Here is a 17325-nt window from a genome sequence, read left to right on the forward strand (position 1 = left end):
ATCAACGACCGAAACGACCCGCCGCAAAGGGTGCGAGGCGCGCCGGGTCGCCGCGTCCGCCGATCAACTCGGCGACCAGACGCGCCGTGATCGGGGCGAGCGTTAGGCCGAGATGGCCATGGCCGAAAGCATGGATCACGCGTGGGCTGCCGTGCGAAGGGCCGATGACCGGCCGGGAATCCGGCAGCGACGGGCGGAAGCCTAGCCATTCCGATGAAGGTGAGCCGAGCTTGGGAAAGAACTGCCTGACGCCGCGGTCGAGCAGCGCCAGCCGGCGCGGATTTGGCGGCGCGGCAAGCCCGCCGAGTTCGACGGTTCCGGCGATCCGCAGCCGGCCGGCCATCGGCGTCATGTAGAAACCGAGATCGACGGGACAGACAGGCCGGGTCAGCAACAGCGCTTCGGTCCGGAATTCCAAGTGATAGCCGCGCTCGGTCTCGAGCGGGACATTGTCGCCGGCCTGCGCGGCCAGTGCGCGCGACCGTGCGCCGGCGGCGATCACCACCGTACCCGCCTTGATGCCAAAGCCGGGACCGCTGAGCCGGACAGCGCCGGTCTCGACTAGCAGTCCGGTTATATCAGCTCGCTTCACCGAGACGCCGCGGGCGGTCGCCGCACCGAGCAGCCGCTGCATCAGCGTCTTCGGATCGGTGACGTTCGTCGAGTCCGGGAAGTACAGACCACGCGTTCCGCTCGCCGGCAGGCCAGGCTCAAGCGCCGCCACCTCATTTGGCGTCAGAATCTCCTGGTGAACACCGAAGCCGGCGCGCATTGCCCGGCCACCGGCCCCGGCGGCAAAATCGCTTTCGCGGCGATAGAGATAGAGACAGCCATTGCGGCGCAGCAGATCCTCCAGGCCGGCCTCCGTCACCATCTCCTCCCAGGCCGGCAAGGCGTCGGCCAGCAGTCCGGCAAGCGCCAGCGCATTGGCGCGGGTGGCCGCCGGCAGCGACTGCCGCACGAATTGAATCAGCCACGGCGCCAGTTGCAACAGCGCCGGCCAGCGCAGCGAAAACGGGCTGTCGGGATCGAGCAGCAATTTCGGCAGCGCACGCAGCACGGCCGGATTGCCAACCGGCATACAGGCATATTCGGCGATCGTGCCGGCATTGCCGAACGAGGCGCCGGAGCCCGGCTCATTGGGATCGATGAGCAGGACTTCGCGCCCCTCGGCGGCAAGGCGGAGCGCCGTCGCCAGCCCGACAACGCCAGCGCCAACAATGGCGATTTCGACGGTTTCAGAAGCTGACAATATTGGATTCCTAAACGAAGCCGGGCAGCTGCAAATGGCCGGCCGCGAGCAGTCCAGCCATCGTGGTCAATGCGGTGCGCAGATCGTCCAGCGAGCGAGCGGCGCCGACATTGATGCGGACCCCATGCTGGACCGGTTCGCGGCCGACAGCGAAGGCATCGCCGGGCAGGACGGCCACGCCGCGCTCCAGGCAGGTGCGGGCGAAACCGGCGCCCCGCCAGGGCTCGGGAAGGCGCAGCCAGGCATGGGTCGAGGTGGCATGGCTCTGGACATCGTAGCGGCCGAGGATTTCGCTTAGCACCGCCTGGCGCTGGCGCAGTTCCTGCTTCTGGGCCTCGATGATGCGGGCGGCCGTGCCTTCCTCGATCAGCCGCGTGCCGATCAGCGCCGTCAACGGACTGATGCTCCAGCAATTGATGCGCAAAGCCGCCGCGACCTGGCCGGCTATGGTGCGTGGCGCGATGACGAAGCCGAGGCGCAGACCTGGCGCCAGGCATTTCGACAAGGCGCCGATATGCACGGTCAGTTCGGGCTCGATGCTGGCCAGCGATGGCGGCGGATTGTCCGCCAGCGGCCGATAGACGTCGTCCTCGATGATGAGGACGTTGTGGCGCCGGGCGACCGCCACCAGTTCGTGCCGGCGCTGTTCGCTGAGCGTGATGGTGGTCGGATTGTGCAGCGTCGGCACCAGGAACACCGAGCGTGGGCGCAGTTGCGCGCAGGCTGCCTCGAATGCGTCGGGCCGCATGCCGCCACGGTCCATGCTGACGCCCCGGAGATCGAGCCCATGCACGCGACACAGCGCGTTGATGCCCTGATAAGTGACCTCGTCAGCGAGCACGACCTCGCCCTGCCTGGTCACCGCGCCGAGCACGCAGTCCAGCCCATGCTGGGCGCCGGCGGCCAGCACCACGCGGCCGGGATCGCCGTCGCCGGCCACCGGCCGCATCCATTCTGCAATCGCCGCCCTCGCCCATAGCGGTCCCTCGGGCGGATGATAGTCCTGCAGCGTCGGGTAATAGCGGTCCTTCGACAGGCGCGGCAAAAGCAGCGCCAGGGCGTCGAGATAGGCCGAGGTTGCCGGCCGGTTGACGGAAAGGTCGATGACGCCGGTGTCGTCGCTCGGCGCCGAGACGAAGCCCGGCCTCTCGCCGGTGTCGCGGGCGGCGACCGTGGTACCGCGCCCCGGCCGCGCTTCGAGCAGGCCGCGCTGCTGCAGCGTCGACAGGGCGCGCGTCACCGTGGTGACGTTGATGCCCAGCGCCCGCGCGATCTCGCGCTGCGGCGGCAGCCGGTCGCCGACGGCAAGCGTGCCGGCAGCGATGCGTGCGGCAATCGCATCGGCAAGGCGGCGATAGACCGGACCTTCATCCGAGGCGAGCTGGAGGTCTTGGAGCATGCGGCTTTCGGTGGGTTGATACGATCTGGCTACCGGCGCATCTAGCATAAGACAATGCTCCGGACAATAGCACTTGTCTGGCTCTCAATTCGAAACATGGCTGCCTAAAACTCACACAATCACATAAAAAGCCGCTTGACGGGCAAACTTGTCTGCATCTATGGTCCATCAGACATTGATTGTGTGAGCATACAAGTTTGGATAGCCGCCCTTGCGCGGCCAGCGTCATACGAGACCCGGACATGCACGGCAAGCAACAGCTCGTTTCGACTCGCGGCCCCTGTAGCCGCACAGAAGAAGCCTGCCGGTGATGGGCAAAGCGGCAGCCTTGTCGGTCGAAAGCGCTGGGCCTGGCGCCGATGCCGGCCGCCAGGGGTTCGTCGAGTTCGTCGACGTCGAGAAATCCTATGATGGCCGTGCCTTCGCGGTGACGCGGCTGAACCTCAGCGTCGCACGCGGTGAATTCCTCACCCTTCTCGGCCCCTCCGGCTCCGGCAAGACGACGACGCTCAACATGCTTGCCGGGTTCGAGCGGCCGACGAGCGGCGTCATCACGCTGGAAGGCCGCTCGGTCGACCGGTTGCCGCCCTATGAGCGCAACATCGGCATGGTGTTTCAGAACTACGCGCTGTTCCCGCACATGAGCGTGGAGGAGAACGTCGCCTTCCCGCTCTCGGTGCGCAAGATCGACAAGCCGGACATCGCTGCCCGCGTCAGCCGCGCGCTCGACATGGTGCGGCTCAAGCAGTTCGGCGACCGGCGACCGGCGCAGCTTTCCGGCGGCCAGCAGCAGCGTGTCGCACTGGCCCGCGCGCTGGTGTTCGAGCCGAGCCTGGTGCTGATGGACGAGCCGCTCGGCGCGCTCGACAAGAAGCTGCGCGAACACATGCAGCTCGAGATCAAGCAGTTGCACACGATGCTCGGCGTCACCATCGTCTATGTCACGCACGACCAGAGCGAGGCGCTGACCATGTCGGACCGCGTCGCCGTCTTCAACAATGGCGGCGTCGCCCAGCTCGGCTCACCCGACGATCTCTACAACACGCCGCGGAGCTCGTTCGTGGCGAGCTTCATCGGCGAGAACAACACGCTGGCTGGCAAGGTCGAGCGCGTGATTGGCAAGGAATGCCGCATCGCGCTGGATGGCGGCGGAGCCATCACCGCGCAAGCCATCGGCGTCACGGACGGTGCTGCCTGCCATGTCGCCATCCGCCCCGAGCGGCTCAGCCTCGCAGCCGGCGGACACGCCGAAAACAGACTGGCGGCGACGGTCGATGGCCGCATCTATCTCGGCGACCACCAACGGCTGCTGGCCAGACTCGAAAATGGACAGGTGCTGACCGTCAAGGTCGGCCCGGAAGCGACCATGGCGAATGGGGAGCCGGTGATGGTTTCCTGCGCGCTCGGTGATTGCCGCGCCTTTCCGGCCGATGCCGGAACGGGCGGATCGAAGTCAAAAACAACAGGGGAGTAAGATCACATGAAAATCACAAAGACCCGGCTGCTCGCGCTCGCGGCGGCCACCGCCTGGATGGCGATAGGACATGCCGCTGTCGCCGACGAACTGTCGATCATGGCCAGCGGCGGCGCCTGGCAGGACGCACAACGCAAGGCATGGTTCGAGCCGTTCAGCAAGGAAACCGGAACCAAGATCGTCGAGCAGGAATATCTCGGCGATCTCGGTAAGGTCAAAGCCATGGTCGACACCGGCAACGTGCCGATCGACCTGGTGACGGTGGAGACGGCGACCGTGCTGCAGGGCTGCGACGCAGGCATTCTCGAGCGGCTCGACTATTCCAAGATCGCGCCGCGCGAAAAGTTCATCGCAGGGTCGGCGCTCGACTGCGGTGTCGGCCTCGACGCCTATGGCGATATCCTGGCTTACGACCCGACCGTGCTGAAGGAGGCGCCGACCTCGGTGCTCGACCTGTTCGACACGAAGAAGTTTCCAGGCAAGCGCGCGATGCGCAAATTCCCGGCGCAGAATCTCGAATGGGCGCTGATGGCCGATGGCGTCGCACCCGCCGATGTCTACAAGGTGCTGGGTACGCCGGAAGGCGTCGACCGCGCCTTCAAGAAGCTCGACACGATCAAGAAGGACATCGTCTGGTGGGATGCCGGCGCGCAGCCGGCGCAGCTTCTCGCTTCTCAGGAAGTGGTGATGACGACGGCCTGGAACGGCCGCATCCAGAACGCCATCGACACCGACAAGAAGCCGTTCAAGATCGTCTGGAACAACCAGATCCTCGAATACGACATGATCGCCATCCCGAAGGGCGCCAAGAGCCCCGATCTCGCCTACAAATATCTGGCCTATATCAGCCAGCCGGAAAACAACGCCAAGCTCGCCAGCTACATCACCTATGGGCCGGTGCGCACCGATGCGGCGTCCTTCGTTGCAGCCGATGCCTTGCCGAAATTGCCGAACGCGCCCGACCATCTGGCCGGCGCCTACCTCGTCGCCGACACCGAGTTCTGGGGCGACTATGGCGAGGATCTGGTCAAGCGCTTCAACGCCTGGCTCGCGCAGTAATGATGTCGGCGCTCCAGCCCAGCGAACTCGACCGGCCTCCGCTGGCCCGTAGCCGGTCAGCCGCCGACGCCGACTTCAAGTCGGTGTCGGCGGTGCTTCGCCGGGCCGATTTCGGCGACCGGCTTCGCTCGCTGGCACTGGCGGCTCCGCTGCTGGTGCTTCTGGCGCTGAGCTTCGGCATTCCGATCGTCCTGCTTCTGTCGCGTGCCGTCTACGACCCGACGATTGCCAATGCCTTGCCGCAGACTGCCCAGGCGCTCAGCGGCTGGAACGGCCAGGGCCTGCCCGACGACGCCACCTTCGTGGCGCTCGCCGCTGATCTCAGGAGCAGCCAGGCCAAGGGCACGGCCTATGAACTGGCCAAGAGCCTGAATGCCCGCCTGCCCGGCGCACGCAGCCAAGTGCTGAAGACGGTGCGCCAACTGGAAGGCGCCGGCGACAAGCCGCCGCTCGAGGTGATGAAATCCGTGCCGTTCTGGTCGCAGCCCGGCACCTGGCCTTCTATTGCCAATGGCACCCACAGCATCACCTCGTTCTATCTGATGAGCGCGCTTGACCTGCGCTGGAACAATGATGGCGGCATCGAACGCGTGCCGCCCGAACAGGCGATCTTCCTGCAGGTCTTCATGCGGACATTCTTCGTCGCCGCCGCGGTGACGCTGGCGACGCTGATCCTGGGCTTTCCGCTGGCCTATCTCATCGCCAGCGTGCCGAAGGGCCTTGCCGCCATTCTCATCGTCGCGGTGCTGCTGCCGTTCTGGACATCGATCCTGGTGCGCACCGCCGCCTGGACGGTGCTTTTGCAGAAATTCGGCCTGGTCAACGACCTGCTGTTGTGGCTCGGTGTCGCCGAGGTCCGGCTCGACCTGATGTACAGCCGCATCGGCCTGATCATCGCCATGACCCACATCCAGCTGCCGTTCACGCTGCTGCCGATCTACAGCATCATGCGCACCATCCAGCCGTCGCAGATGAAGGCCGCCTATTCGCTCGGCGCAAAACCCTTCACCGCGTTCAGGCGCGTCTATCTTCCGCAGGTTTTCCCCGGCGTCATGGCCGGCTGCCTGCTGACCTTCATCCTGTGCCTCGGCTACTACATCACGCCGGCGCTGATCGGCGGCGCAAGCGACCAGCTGATCAGCAACTTCATCGCCAACTACGTCAATGTCGAGCTGAACTGGGAGATGGCGGCGGCACTCAGCTTCATCCTGCTGGTGTTCACGCTGGCACTGTTCGGCATCTTCGCCCGCATCCTCGGCCTCGACCGCCTCAAGCTGGTGTAGCCATGCTCCTGTCTCCCTACCCAACGCTTGGAGAACGCATCCGCATCGGGCTGCTGTGGCTTTGGTGCGGCCTGGTCATCCTGTTCCTGATCGTGCCGATCCTGATCCCGGTACCGCTGTCGTTCAACAGCGGCACCTTCTTCATCTTTCCACTGGAGGGGATTTCGACGCGCTGGTACGAAGTCGTGCTCGGCACCCAGCGCTGGCAGGCGGCAATCGGCAACAGCCTGATCGTCGCTTTCGGCACGACGCTGATCGCGACGGCGCTGGGCACGCTCACCGCAATCGCGCTGTCCGACGACAAATTTCCCTGCCGCCGCATCGTCATGCCGCTGCTCTTGTCGCCGCTTATCGTGCCGGTGGTGATCACCGCTGTCGGCTCGTACCTGTTCTACGCCCGCGTCGGCCTGGCCAGCACCTATGCAGGCATCATCCTGGCGCACACCGCGCTTGCCAGCCCCTTCGTCGTCGTCACCGTAGGGGCGAGCCTGACCGGCTTCGACCGCAATCTGATGCGCGCCGCCGCCATCTCCGGGGCGAAACCGGTGACCTCGTTCTTCCGGGTGATGCTGCCGCTGATCCTGCCCGGTGTGCTTTCGGGTGCTGCGTTTGCCTTCGTCACCTCGTTCGACGAGGTGGTGGTCGTGCAGTTCCTGGCCAGCGCCAACCAGCGCACCATGCCGCTCGAAATGTTCATCGGGCTCCGCGAAAAACTGTCCCCGGCGATCACCGCCGCGGCGACGCTGATGATGGGGCTTTCCATCGTGCTCTTGGTCGTCGCCAATCTTCTGGCGCGGCGCAGCCAGCGGCGACCGGTTGCAGGCGCTTAGCTCGGTCCGAAACTTCCCCTCAGGCCACCGGCGTCCAGATGACGTCCTCGATTTTCTGTGCGCCGGTCGCCAGCATCACCAGCCGGTCGAAGCCGAGCGCGATGCCGCTGGCCTGCGGCATGATGGCGAGGGCGGCGAGAAAATCCTCATCCAGCGGATAGCGCTCGCCATAGATGCGCTCTTTCTCGTCCATCTCGATGAGAAAGCGCCGGCGCTGCTCATCGGCATCGGTCAGCTCGCCAAAGCCGTTGGCGAGCTCGACACCACAGCAATAGAGCTCGAAGCGCTCGGCGACACGCGCATCCCTGGGGCTCGGCCGCGCCAAAGCCGCTTCGGCCAGCGGGTACTCGCACAGGATGGTCGCCTGCCCCTGCCCGAGGAACGGCTCGACCTTTTCCACCATCACCCGGCTGAACAGATCGGCCCAGCTGTCATCGGGCGCGGTGCGCAGCCCGGCCCGGACTAGGGCGGCGTAAAGCGCGTCGCGATCGGTGACGCCGTCGGCGGCGACCGTGGCCAGCAGATCGATGCTGGCATGGCGGGTGAAAGCGTCGGCCACCGTCAGCCGTTCCGGCTCGGCAAACGGATCGCAGTCGCGGCCCCGGAAAGAAAAGCGCTTCGCCGCTGCCCTTGTCGCGGCCAGCGCCAGAAGGGCGGCGCAATCCTGCATCAGGCTCTCATAGGCCTCGTCCACCCGGTACCATTCGAGCATGGTGAATTCGGGATGGTGCAAGGGGCCGCGCTCGCGGTTGCGGTAGACCGGACCGAAGCTGAAGATGCGCTGTTCGCCGGCGGCAAGCAGCTTCTTGCAGGCGAATTCCGGCGAGGTGTGGAGATAAAGCGGCGACCGCGTGCCGTCCGGCCCGATCGCTTGCGTGGCGAAAGCCGCCAGATGCGCCTCGTTGCCGGGCGAGACCTGCAGGGCCGCCGTTTCCACTTCGATAAAGTCGTGGCGGGCGAACCAGTCGCGCAGGCTGGCGGCGATGGCGTTGCGCAGCATCAGCCGCGGGCGGCGGTCGGCGTGGACATGCGGCGTCCACCAGGGCGAGGCATCGGGCGACGTATCGTTCATGGGGCTCAGATCATATGGAATGGGGCTGGCGGTTGCGGCCAAGATGCGCTAGTTCGCAGCGGACGGCTGCTGAAGCCGATTTGTACCAATCAACCATTTCAGGATTGTAAGCCGTGGTGAAAGTCATCGCCAGTTCGCTCCGTAAAGGCAATGTCGTCGACAAGGACGGCAAGCTTTATGTGATCCTCTTTGCCGAAAACATCCACCCAGGCAAGGGCACGCCGGTGACGCAGCTCGACATGCGCCGCATCGGCGACGGGGTGAAGGTTTCGGAGCGCTACCGTACCACCGAGCAGGTGGAGCGCGCCTATGTGGAGGAGCGCGAGCACACTTTCCTCTATCGTGACGGCGAAGGTTTTCACTTCATGAACCCGGAAAGCTACGACCAGGTGGCGGTGTCGGAAGCCGTGGTTGGCGACATGGCGCCTTACCTGCTGGAAGGCATGGCCGTGCAGGTGTCGCAGTTCAATGGCATTGCCATTTCACTGGTGCTGCCGCAGCGCGCCACCTTCGAAGTGGTGGAAACCGAGCCGACGACCAAGGGACAGACGGCCTCGTCGTCCTACAAGCCGGCCGTGCTTTCCAACGGCGTGCGCACCCTGGTGCCGCCGCACATCGCCCCCGGCACCCGCGTGGTGGTGATGACCGCCGATGGGGCTTATGTGGAGCGAGCGAAGGACTGAGGGGGTCCTTCGCTCATAAGCCCTTTGGGCCATCGTCAGTGATCAGGTACCGGTGTTCGAAGCGCTGGCGAAGCGCAGATTCCGCATCACTGCTTAAAGCAGTTCTCGCGGGGTTTTCCTATGCGTATCGGTCTTTCGTAAGCTCGCGCTTAAAGCCCACCCTCTAACAAAGCACCGCGATATTTTTCACGAAGCGTGTCGCAGATGGCCCCCTCGGTTCGTCCTCTGACGGAAGAAGGAGAACGCCATGCGAAAACTTATCGTCACCGAATTCATCAGCGTCGATGGCATTGCCGAGGTCGAGAAGCTGCCCAGCGTGACCTGGAATGACGAGATGAACAGGTTCAAGGAGGACGAGCTTGCCGACAGCGGCGCCATGCTTTTGGGGCGCACGACCTATGAGATCTTTGCTGGCTCATGGCCCAAGGAAACCGGAGATTTTGCCGACCGGTTCAACGCGCTGCCGAAATATGTCGCCTCGACCAGCCTGAAGGCGCTCGACTGGAAGCCGGCCGAATTGCTGAAGGGACCCCTGCCGGAAGCGGCGAGGACGCTGAAGCAAGGCAGCGGCGGCAACATCTATGTGCATGGCAGCCTCAGCGTCGCGCAGGAATTGCTGCGTCACGGTCTGGTCGACCGCGTCAGGCTGCTCAGCTACCCCGGCGCCGTCGGCCAAGGCAAACCGCTATTCCCCGCCGGCGAGCCAGTGGCGCTCGAGCTGATTTCGGCCACGCCGTTCAGCAATGGCGTTGTGGCGCTGGAGTATGCGCCGGTGGCGGCGAAGTCGTAGTTGGCTTCCATGCTTGTATGACAACAGCGCTCGACCCTAGATGATCGATTGCCGACGTCGCGCCCGCCCCTCACCCGGCCTTCTTCCCTCGCCTCCCCTTGACGGCAGCGCCATTTCTAGCCTCCAGCACCCGCTCCACCTGCCGCTTCAGCTCGTCCTTGATGTCGGCCGTCTCGTTCATCAAAGTGTCGATCTTCAGGAAATCGAGCACGCGGAATTTCGACACCGCCGGGCGGACCAGGATGTCGGGGCGGCACTGCTTCAGCTTGTTGGCGATGATCGACTGCATCATCAGTTGCGTGGCGCCGAACATCAGGTCGACGGAGGTCGGCTGCTTGCGGTCGGCTTCTTCCGGCGCGCCGACCACGTCGACGCCGATGATGATGTCGGCATCGTTCTCGATCAGGTCGAACGGCACCGGGTTGTAGATGCCGCCGTCGATCAGCAGCCTTCCGTCGCGCATCACCGGGCGGAACACGGCGGGTATCGCCGCCGAGGCCGCCAGCGCCGAGTGCAGGTCGCCTTCCTCGAACACGGCGAGCTTGTGGCCAAAATAGTCCGTCGCGGTCACCTTCAGCGGGATCTTGAGCTCGGCGAAAGTTTCGGGAATGGCCTCGGGCAGGAAGGCCTTCAGGATGCGCTCGACATTGAACTGGCTGACGCGAATGCCGTTCTGCATGGCTTCGGCGATCGTTCCCGGCCGTGCCCGCCACATGCGGCTCGCCACTTCGGCGCGGCGGCCGAGGATCGAGCGGGCATAGTCGTGGATGTCCTTGCCGGTCATGCCCGCGGCCATGCCGGCGCCCATGATGGCGCCGATCGACGAGCCAGCAATTGCCACCGGCCTGATGCCCAGTTCGTCCAGCGCCTCGATGACGTGGATATGCGCCAACCCGCGCGCGCCGCCGCCGCCAAAGGCGATGCCGAAGGTTGGGCTCATCCCTTGCCGGCCCCGGCCAGTTTCGGTCCGATGACCATGATGGTCGGCTCAGTCGACAGCAGCTGTTTCGCCGCCGCCTTGACCTGATCGAGCGTCACCGCGTTGATGTAGCCGGCGCGGCGCTGCATGTAGTCGATGCCGAGATCGTCGAGCTGCAGCTCGACCAGCGTCGCGGCGATGGAACTCGAAGAGTCCAGATTGTTGATGGCGTAGGCGCCGATCATGTATTTCTTGGTCGCCGCCAGTTCCGCTTCGGTCGGGCCTTCCTCGGCCAGCCGCTTGACCACGTCGCGGACGATGCCCAGCGTCTCGGCCGCCCGATCCGACCGGGTCCCGGTGCTGACGACCAGCGCGTCGGCGTGGTCCTGGTTGATCAGCGAAGAGTTGACGCTGTAGGCCAGCCCGCGCTTTTCGCGCACCTCCTGGAACAGGCGCGAGGTGAAGGTGCCGCCGCCGAGGATCTCGTTCATCAGCACGGCGGCAAAGAAATCCGGCGCCTTGCGCTTCACGCCGGGATAGGCCAGCTGGAGCGAGGTTTGCGGCAGGTCGTAATCGACCTCGACATGCTGCGCCAGCTTCGGGTCGACATCGGCCACGGGAGCGAGCGCCTGGTTCTGCGGCAGGTCGCCGAACACCATGTCCAGCTTCTTCTTCAGCGTCTCGGGGTCGATGGCGCCGACCACGGCGACATGCAGGCCGCCGCGCGCAAAGACCGCCTTGTGAAAGGCTTTCAAATCATCCGGCGTGATGGTGGCGATGCTCTGCCTGGTGCCCTGGTCGGAGCGGGAATAGGGATGGTCGCCATAGAGTGCGCGCGCCCATTTGTTCTGCGCGACCGTGTCGGGATCGTTCTCGCCGGCGATGATGCCGGACAGGATCTGGGCGCGGATGCGGTCGATCGGCAGCTGGTCGAAGCGCGGCTCGTTGACCGCCAGCCGCAACAGGTCGAACGCCTCGTCGCGCTGCTCGGCCAGCATGCGCATCGAGCCATAGATGCCGTCGCGGCTCTCGTCGAAGCTCATCTCGGCGCCGGCATCGTCGAGCTTGATCTGGAAGGCTTCGCTGTCGAGCGGGCCGGCACCTTCGTCGAACAGGCCGGTCATCAGATTGGCCAAGCCCTCCTTGCCGACAGGATCCTGCGTCGAGCCGCCGCCGAAGACGAAGCGGATGGCGACGATCGGCACGGAATAGTCCTCGACCAGCCAGGCGGTGATGCCCTTTGGCGAGGTGACGGACTGGATGTCCATGGCGCGCGCCGTGAGCGCCGGCAGGATCAGGAAGAGGATGGAGAGGAAGAGTGTTGCGAGGGCGCGCCATGCAGCAATCGTCGGCAGCGACCAATTGCGGAACTCGGCGCTCCCCCTGACCCAGCCTCCGCTTCGCTCGGCTGACCTCTCCCCATTGGGGAGAGGAGTTTGCCAGCGCTGGCGCCAGCTTCTTCTCCCCAGCGGGGAGAAGGTGGCCGCGAAGCGGCCGGATGAGGGGGCTGTCTCGCTCATGGGGATCGAATTCATGATCAATTCCCCACCTGTTGCTGCGGCAGCAAGTAGCCGGTCGTCGACCGGTCGAGCACCAGATAGCGCGCGGCGACGGCCTTGACCTCGTCGGCGGTGACCTTGCGGATGCGGTCGGGCCATTGCTGGACGTCCTGGACGTTGCCGCCGGTGGCCAGCGTCGAGCCGTAGATGTTGGCCATGGAATCCTGCTTGTCGCGGGCAAAGATCATCGAGCGCACATAGCGGTCCTTGGCCTTTTCCAGCTCTGCCGGCGTGACGCCGTCCCTGACGATGCGCGCCACCTCGGCATCGACCGCAGCTTCGACGTCGGCGAGCTTGGCGTCGCCGCGCGGGGCGCCATAGACGGTGAAATTGGTGTCGTCGAGCATCGTGCCCTGGAAATAGGCACCGGCGTTGGACGCGATGCCTTGCTGGACGACGAGTGCCTGGTAGAGCCGGCTGCGGTTGCCGCCGCCGAGGATTTCCGCCAGCAGGTCGAGCGCTTCCGCCTCGCCCGGCTTGCCGGAATGATAGGACGGCACCACCCACTGGGTTGAAAAATTCGGCACGCTGACGCGGGCATCGGAGAGCGTGACCGTGCGCTTGGTGTTCTGCTCCGGCTCGACCGGGCGGATGCGCGGCGGCAGATCGGGGCCACGCGCCACCTTGCCATAGGTCTTCTCGGCCAGTGCCCGCACCGTGTCCGGCTCGACATCGCCGGCGACGATCAGCACGGCGTTGTTGGGCCGATAATATTTGTCGTAGAAGGCGGTGGCATCGGTCCGGTTCAGCTGCTCCATCTCCTGCATCCAGCCGATGACCGGAATGCGGTAAGGCTGGTTCTGCCACAGCGTGGCGTCGACTTCCTCGTCCAGCACCGCCTCGGGATTGTTGTCGATGCGCGAGCGGCGCTCTTCGAGGATGACGTCGCGCTCGGTCTTGATGACATCGTCGGTGAGGATGAGGTTGCGCATGCGGTCGGCCTCGAAGCTCATCATCAGCTCGAGCGCCGACGGCGCCACCGTCTCGTGGAAGGCGGTGTAGTCGTAGGAGGTGAAGGCGTTGTTGGAGCCGCCGATGTCGGAGATGGCGCGGTCGAACTCGCCGGCCGCATGGTGGGTCGTCGCCTTGAACATCAGATGCTCGAAGAAATGGGCGATGCCGGATTTGCCCGGCGGTTCGTCGGCGCTGCCGATTTTGTACCACACCATGTGGGTGACGATCGGCGCGCGGTGATCGGGGATAACGACGACCTCCATGCCGTTGTCGAGCAGGAAATCCGTCACCTTGAACGCGTTCGGCGTCGTGTTGGGCAACACGGTGCCGTCCGCCAGCGCCGGGCCGGTCATGGTGAAAGCCAGCGATGTCGCCAGCAGCGTTGCGCGCAGCCATTCAACCCTGGATGTCATCAATGGCTCCGATTTCCTAGCAGGACGATAGGCAAGGTGCTGCCGACAAGCAAAGTGAATTGTTCGTCATGTTGCCGGCAAAGGCGGCGGCAAAGAGGCCGGCCTGGATGCAAGGCGTATCACGCAACCTCGATAAACCGGATCACGGTCTCGCCGTAACTGCGCTCGTCCAGCACGGAGAAGCCGGGGCCTGGCTCGAAGGGCGCCACAGCCGCCTCCTCGACCACGCACAGCGCGCCGGGGCGAAGCCAGCCGCCGGCCCTGGCCGACTGCAAGGCGCGCTCGCCGAGGCCCTTGCCATAGGGCGGATCGGCGAAGACAAGGCCGAACGGTGCGAGCGTGCCGGCCTCGCCAAGGCCCGTCGCATCGCGGCGGAAAATCTTGGTGCGGCCAGTCAGGCCGAACGCCTCGACATTGTCGCGGATCAGGCCACGGCCTTCGGCCGATTCCTCGATGAAGACGCCGTAGGAGGCACCGCGCGACAGCGCTTCGAGACCGAGCGCGCCGGTGCCGGCGAACAGGTCGAGCACGCGCGCCCCCTCCAGTTGCTCCGCAAAGCGATGCGCCAGCACGTTGAAGACGGCCTCGCGGGTGCGATCGGTCGTCGGGCGGATAGCGCTGCTGCGGGGTGTCGCCAGGGAACGCCCGCGAAACTCACCGCCGACAATCCTCATTAGAATCCGGGCCTCATTTCAATCCGGGCCTCATTTCGTCCTGGGACCCTTGGGGCCGCTGCGCGGCCGTTCGCCGCCACCGGCGCCGCCCGGACGCTCGCCACGCGGCTTGCCAAACGGCTTGGCGCCGGCCGGTTTGCCATAGGAGGGCTTGAACGAAGCCTTGCGCGCCTTGGCGTCAGCCGCCTTGGCGGCGTCAGCCTCAGCCCTGCCCTTGCCGATCGGCCGCGCGCCCGGTGCCATCCAGACATTGGCCTTGCGCTGGCCGGGCGGCTCGATCGGCCGCTGCTCGCGCTCGGATTTCTTGCCACCGCCCGGCTTGCCACCAAAACCACCGCGCGGCTTGTCACCAAAGCCGCCACGGGGCTTGTCACCAAAGCTGCGTTCGGGTCTCGGACCGCGTTCGCCATAGCTCTTTTCCGGCCCGGCGCCCCTGTCGGGACTTGTCGACAGCTTGCCCAGTGCCTCGTCGCGGCTGCCTTCACGGCGCTTGCGGTTCTTGATCAGCCCGCCCTCGCCGATCGGCCGGCGTTCGCCGTCGCGGGTGAATTTCGGCCGTTCCGGCTCCGGCTCGCGAATCTCGGTGCGCCGCATCGGCTTGTTGGAAAACGGCTTTGAAATCTCGGCATCGAAATTGGCGCCTGATTCCTCGACAAGACGCTCGCCAAGCTGGTCGCGCAGCACCCGGCCCTTGATCTCCAGCACATGGCCCTCGGCGAGGTCATCGAGCTGGAACGGCCCGTAGGAGATGCGGATCAGCCGCGTCACATCGAGACCAAGCGAACCGAGGATGTTCCTGACTTCGCGGTTCTTGCCTTCGCGCAGGCCGATGGTCAGCCAGGCATTGGTGCCTTGCTCACGGTCGAGCGTCGCTTCGATGGCGCCGTAAAAGACGCCGTCGACGGCAATGCCTTCACGCAGGCCGGCAAGCGCGCTTTCCTCGACCTTGCCGTGGACGCGCACGCGGTAGCGGCGCAGCCAGCCGGTGGCCGGCAGTTCGAGCACGCGCGACAAGCCGCCATCATTGGTGAGCAGCAGCAGGCCTTCGGTGTTGATGTCGAGACGGCCGATGGTCATCAGCCGCGGCAATTCAGCCGGCAGCACGTCGAAGACGGTCTTGCGGCCCTCGGGATCGCGGTTGGTGGTGACGACGCCGGCCGGCTTGTGGAACAGGAACAGGCGTGTGCGCTCGATCGGCGGGATTTCCATGCCGTCGAGATGGATGATGTCGTCGGGCATGACGTTGAAAGCCGGCGAGGTCAGCGCGCGGCCATTGACCTTGACGCGGCCGGCGGCGATCAGCTCCTCGGCGTCGCGGCGCGAAGCAAGGCCGGCACGCGCCAGCCGCTTGGCGATGCGCTCGCCTGCCTCTTCCGTCGCTTCCGCGGAACGTGGACGCGGCTTGAAGCCAGCACCCGATGCCCCTTGCGGCCGATCACTGAAGTCGCGCTTGGGACGGTCGCCACCGAAGTCACGCTTGGGATGGTCAGCGAAATCGCGCTTGGGGCCAGCGAAGTCACGCTTCGGACGATCGCCGGCGTCGCGTGGCGCACGATCGCTAAAATCTCGCTTGGGACGGTCGAAGCGATTTTCGCCGCCCTCCGCCGCCGCAGCAGCCGGACGATCGCCGCGCGGTGCATAAGGCTTGCGCGGTCCTTCGCGCTTTTCATACGGCTTGCGCTCGCCTTCGGCCGCCATCGGACGATCGCCGCGCGGTGCATAAGGTTTGCGCGGTCCTTCGCGCTTTTCATACGGCTTGCGTTCACCCTCCGCCGCCATCGGACGGTCGCCACGTGGCGCATAAGGCTTGCGCGGCCCTTCGCGCTTTTCATACGGCTTGCGCTCGCCCTCGGCTGCCATTGGACGGTCGCCGCGTGGCGCGTAGGGCTTGCGCGGCCCTTCGCGCTTTTCATAAGGCTTGCGCTCGCCTTCGGCCGCCATCGGGCGGTCGCCACGCGGTGCGTAGGGCTTGCGTGGTCCCTCCCGCTTCGCAAAAGGCTTGCCTTCGGGACGCGGCCCCTTGCTGAATGGCTTGTCGCCGCCCTTGAAGTCGCGCTTCGGCCGCTCGCCTTCGGCCGCCACCGGCCGATCGCCGCGCGGTGCGTAAGGTTTCTTGGCGCCAAAGGACGGCTTGCCGCCTTTGCCGGCGGCGTCATCGCGGCTGCGCGGTCCCGAAGCTTTCGAGCCGCTCCTGACCGGACCCTTTTTGGGTCGGAATTTCTTGTCGCTGTCGTCCATGTGGCCTTTGTCCGTTTGCGCTGCTACAGCGTGGCGCATCCTTTTGGGCGCGCAACGAACGCTGTAGCACTTTTGATTTGGCGCATGATCATTTCCGAAAACCGAGTCCGATTTTCGAGGTTATGCGCTCAATAACAGGATCACCGGAGTTTGTCAGGGAAAAGTGGTCACCGGTTTTTCCGGGAAGACAAACGAAAACCAAAAGCCTGGAGTGGCGAGGAGATAATCGGAATGGATATCGCGTGAAGCGGCCGGATTTCATGGCGCTGGCGCTGAAAGAGGCTGAAGGCGCCGCCTTGCGCGGCGAAGTGCCGGTCGGCGCCGTGATCGCCAGGGGCGGCACGGTCGTTGCCAGCGCTGGTAACCGCACCCGCGAGCTTGCCGATCCGACGGCGCACGCCGAGATGCTGGTCATCCGCGAGGCCTGCCGCAAACTCTCGAGCGAGCGGCTCACCGGCCATGATCTCTATGTGACGCTGGAACCTTGCGCCATGTGCGCCGGCGCCATTTCCTTCGCCCGGCTGCGCCGGCTCTATTTCGGCGCCGCCGACGACAAGGGCGGCGCGGTGATCAATGGCGCGCGCTTCTTCGCCTCGCCGACCTGCCACCACGCGCCCGATATCTATCCGGGCATGGGCGAGACCGAAGCGGCCCTGCTGCTCAAAGGATTTTTCCGGGAGCGGCGCGACTGACCCGGGCGCAGCGCCCGGCAACGCAAAAGCAACG

General features: G+C 65.4%; 15 protein-coding genes. 7 read left to right on the forward strand and 8 right to left on the reverse strand.

All coding sequences use genetic code 11. The features are described 5' to 3' along the window. Nucleotide 1: 1 nt before the first annotated feature. Both B5V02_RS20120 and B5V02_RS20125 read right to left on the reverse strand, forming a co-directional pair. A complete protein-coding gene (locus B5V02_RS20120; RefSeq protein ID WP_111545863.1) occupies nucleotides 2–1252 on the reverse strand; it encodes an NAD(P)/FAD-dependent oxidoreductase in 1251 nt (416 codons plus the stop codon). A 10-nt stretch (nucleotides 1253–1262) separates the two neighbouring features. Further along, a complete protein-coding gene (locus tag B5V02_RS20125; RefSeq protein ID WP_111545864.1) occupies nucleotides 1263–2651 on the reverse strand; it encodes an aminotransferase-like domain-containing protein in 1389 nt (462 codons plus the stop codon). A gap of 310 nt (nucleotides 2652–2961) precedes the next feature. On the opposite strand from B5V02_RS20125, the gene B5V02_RS20130 reads away from it, so the two are divergent. From B5V02_RS20130 to B5V02_RS20145, 4 genes are read left to right on the forward strand one after another with little or no spacing between them, the layout of a single operon-like run. After that, nucleotides 2962–4125, forward strand: coding sequence for an ABC transporter ATP-binding protein (locus tag B5V02_RS20130; RefSeq protein ID WP_111545865.1), 1164 nt, complete (start codon nucleotides 2962–2964; stop codon nucleotides 4123–4125). Nucleotides 4126–4131: 6 nt separating this feature from the next. Next, the gene (locus B5V02_RS20135) at nucleotides 4132–5184 is read left to right on the forward strand and encodes an ABC transporter substrate-binding protein (RefSeq protein ID WP_111545866.1); all 1053 of its coding nucleotides are present in this window, start codon (nucleotides 4132–4134) and stop codon (nucleotides 5182–5184) included. Then, the gene (locus B5V02_RS20140) at nucleotides 5184–6467 is read left to right on the forward strand and encodes an ABC transporter permease (RefSeq protein ID WP_245446037.1); all 1284 of its coding nucleotides are present in this window, start codon (nucleotides 5184–5186) and stop codon (nucleotides 6465–6467) included. Before B5V02_RS20135 ends, B5V02_RS20140 begins: the two co-directional genes overlap by 1 nt. Before the next feature lie 2 nt (nucleotides 6468–6469). Continuing rightward, complete coding sequence (locus tag B5V02_RS20145) at nucleotides 6470–7297, forward strand: ABC transporter permease (protein WP_111545867.1); 828 nt, start codon at nucleotides 6470–6472, stop codon at nucleotides 7295–7297. 19 nt (nucleotides 7298–7316) lie between these two features. Here B5V02_RS20145 and epmA read toward each other — a convergent pair whose 3' ends face one another. Then, nucleotides 7317–8369: an EF-P lysine aminoacylase EpmA gene (gene epmA, locus B5V02_RS20150; RefSeq protein ID WP_111545868.1), complete on the reverse strand. Its 1053-nt coding sequence runs from the start codon at nucleotides 8367–8369 to the stop codon at nucleotides 7317–7319. A gap of 113 nt (nucleotides 8370–8482) precedes the next feature. On the opposite strand from epmA, the gene efp reads away from it, so the two are divergent. Next, nucleotides 8483–9052, forward strand: a complete 570-nt coding sequence (gene efp, locus B5V02_RS20155; protein WP_027038615.1) for an elongation factor P — start codon at nucleotides 8483–8485, stop codon at nucleotides 9050–9052. Between the two features lie 247 nt (nucleotides 9053–9299). Continuing rightward, the gene (locus B5V02_RS20160) at nucleotides 9300–9842 is read left to right on the forward strand and encodes a dihydrofolate reductase family protein (protein ID WP_111545869.1); all 543 of its coding nucleotides are present in this window, start codon (nucleotides 9300–9302) and stop codon (nucleotides 9840–9842) included. Nucleotides 9843–9912: 70 nt separating this feature from the next. Here B5V02_RS20160 and B5V02_RS20165 read toward each other — a convergent pair whose 3' ends face one another. The 5 genes from B5V02_RS20165 to B5V02_RS20185 form a co-directional block, all read right to left on the reverse strand. Beyond that, nucleotides 9913–10782: a patatin-like phospholipase family protein gene (locus B5V02_RS20165; protein ID WP_111545870.1), complete on the reverse strand. Its 870-nt coding sequence runs from the start codon at nucleotides 10780–10782 to the stop codon at nucleotides 9913–9915. After that, a complete protein-coding gene (locus B5V02_RS20170; protein ID WP_245446039.1) occupies nucleotides 10779–12296 on the reverse strand; it encodes a M16 family metallopeptidase in 1518 nt (505 codons plus the stop codon). The genes B5V02_RS20165 and B5V02_RS20170 overlap by 4 nt, the downstream gene beginning before the upstream one ends. Before the next feature lie 2 nt (nucleotides 12297–12298). Further along, nucleotides 12299–13687: a M16 family metallopeptidase gene (locus tag B5V02_RS20175; protein WP_111545871.1), complete on the reverse strand. Its 1389-nt coding sequence runs from the start codon at nucleotides 13685–13687 to the stop codon at nucleotides 12299–12301. 119 nt (nucleotides 13688–13806) lie between these two features. Beyond that, nucleotides 13807–14361: a 16S rRNA (guanine(966)-N(2))-methyltransferase RsmD gene (gene rsmD, locus B5V02_RS20180; protein WP_111545872.1), complete on the reverse strand. Its 555-nt coding sequence runs from the start codon at nucleotides 14359–14361 to the stop codon at nucleotides 13807–13809. Between the two features lie 30 nt (nucleotides 14362–14391). After that, a complete protein-coding gene (locus B5V02_RS20185) occupies nucleotides 14392–16599 on the reverse strand; it encodes a pseudouridine synthase (RefSeq protein ID WP_111545873.1) in 2208 nt (735 codons plus the stop codon). Between the two features lie 242 nt (nucleotides 16600–16841). Here B5V02_RS20185 and B5V02_RS20190 point away from each other — a divergent pair, with 242 nt between their 5' ends. Next, a complete protein-coding gene (locus tag B5V02_RS20190) occupies nucleotides 16842–17291 on the forward strand; it encodes a nucleoside deaminase (protein ID WP_111545874.1) in 450 nt (149 codons plus the stop codon). Nucleotides 17292–17325: the final 34 nt, after the last annotated feature.

Source organism: Mesorhizobium kowhaii (assembly GCF_003253745.1).
GTDB classification, from domain to species: Bacteria; Pseudomonadota; Alphaproteobacteria; order Rhizobiales; family Rhizobiaceae; genus Mesorhizobium; species Mesorhizobium kowhaii.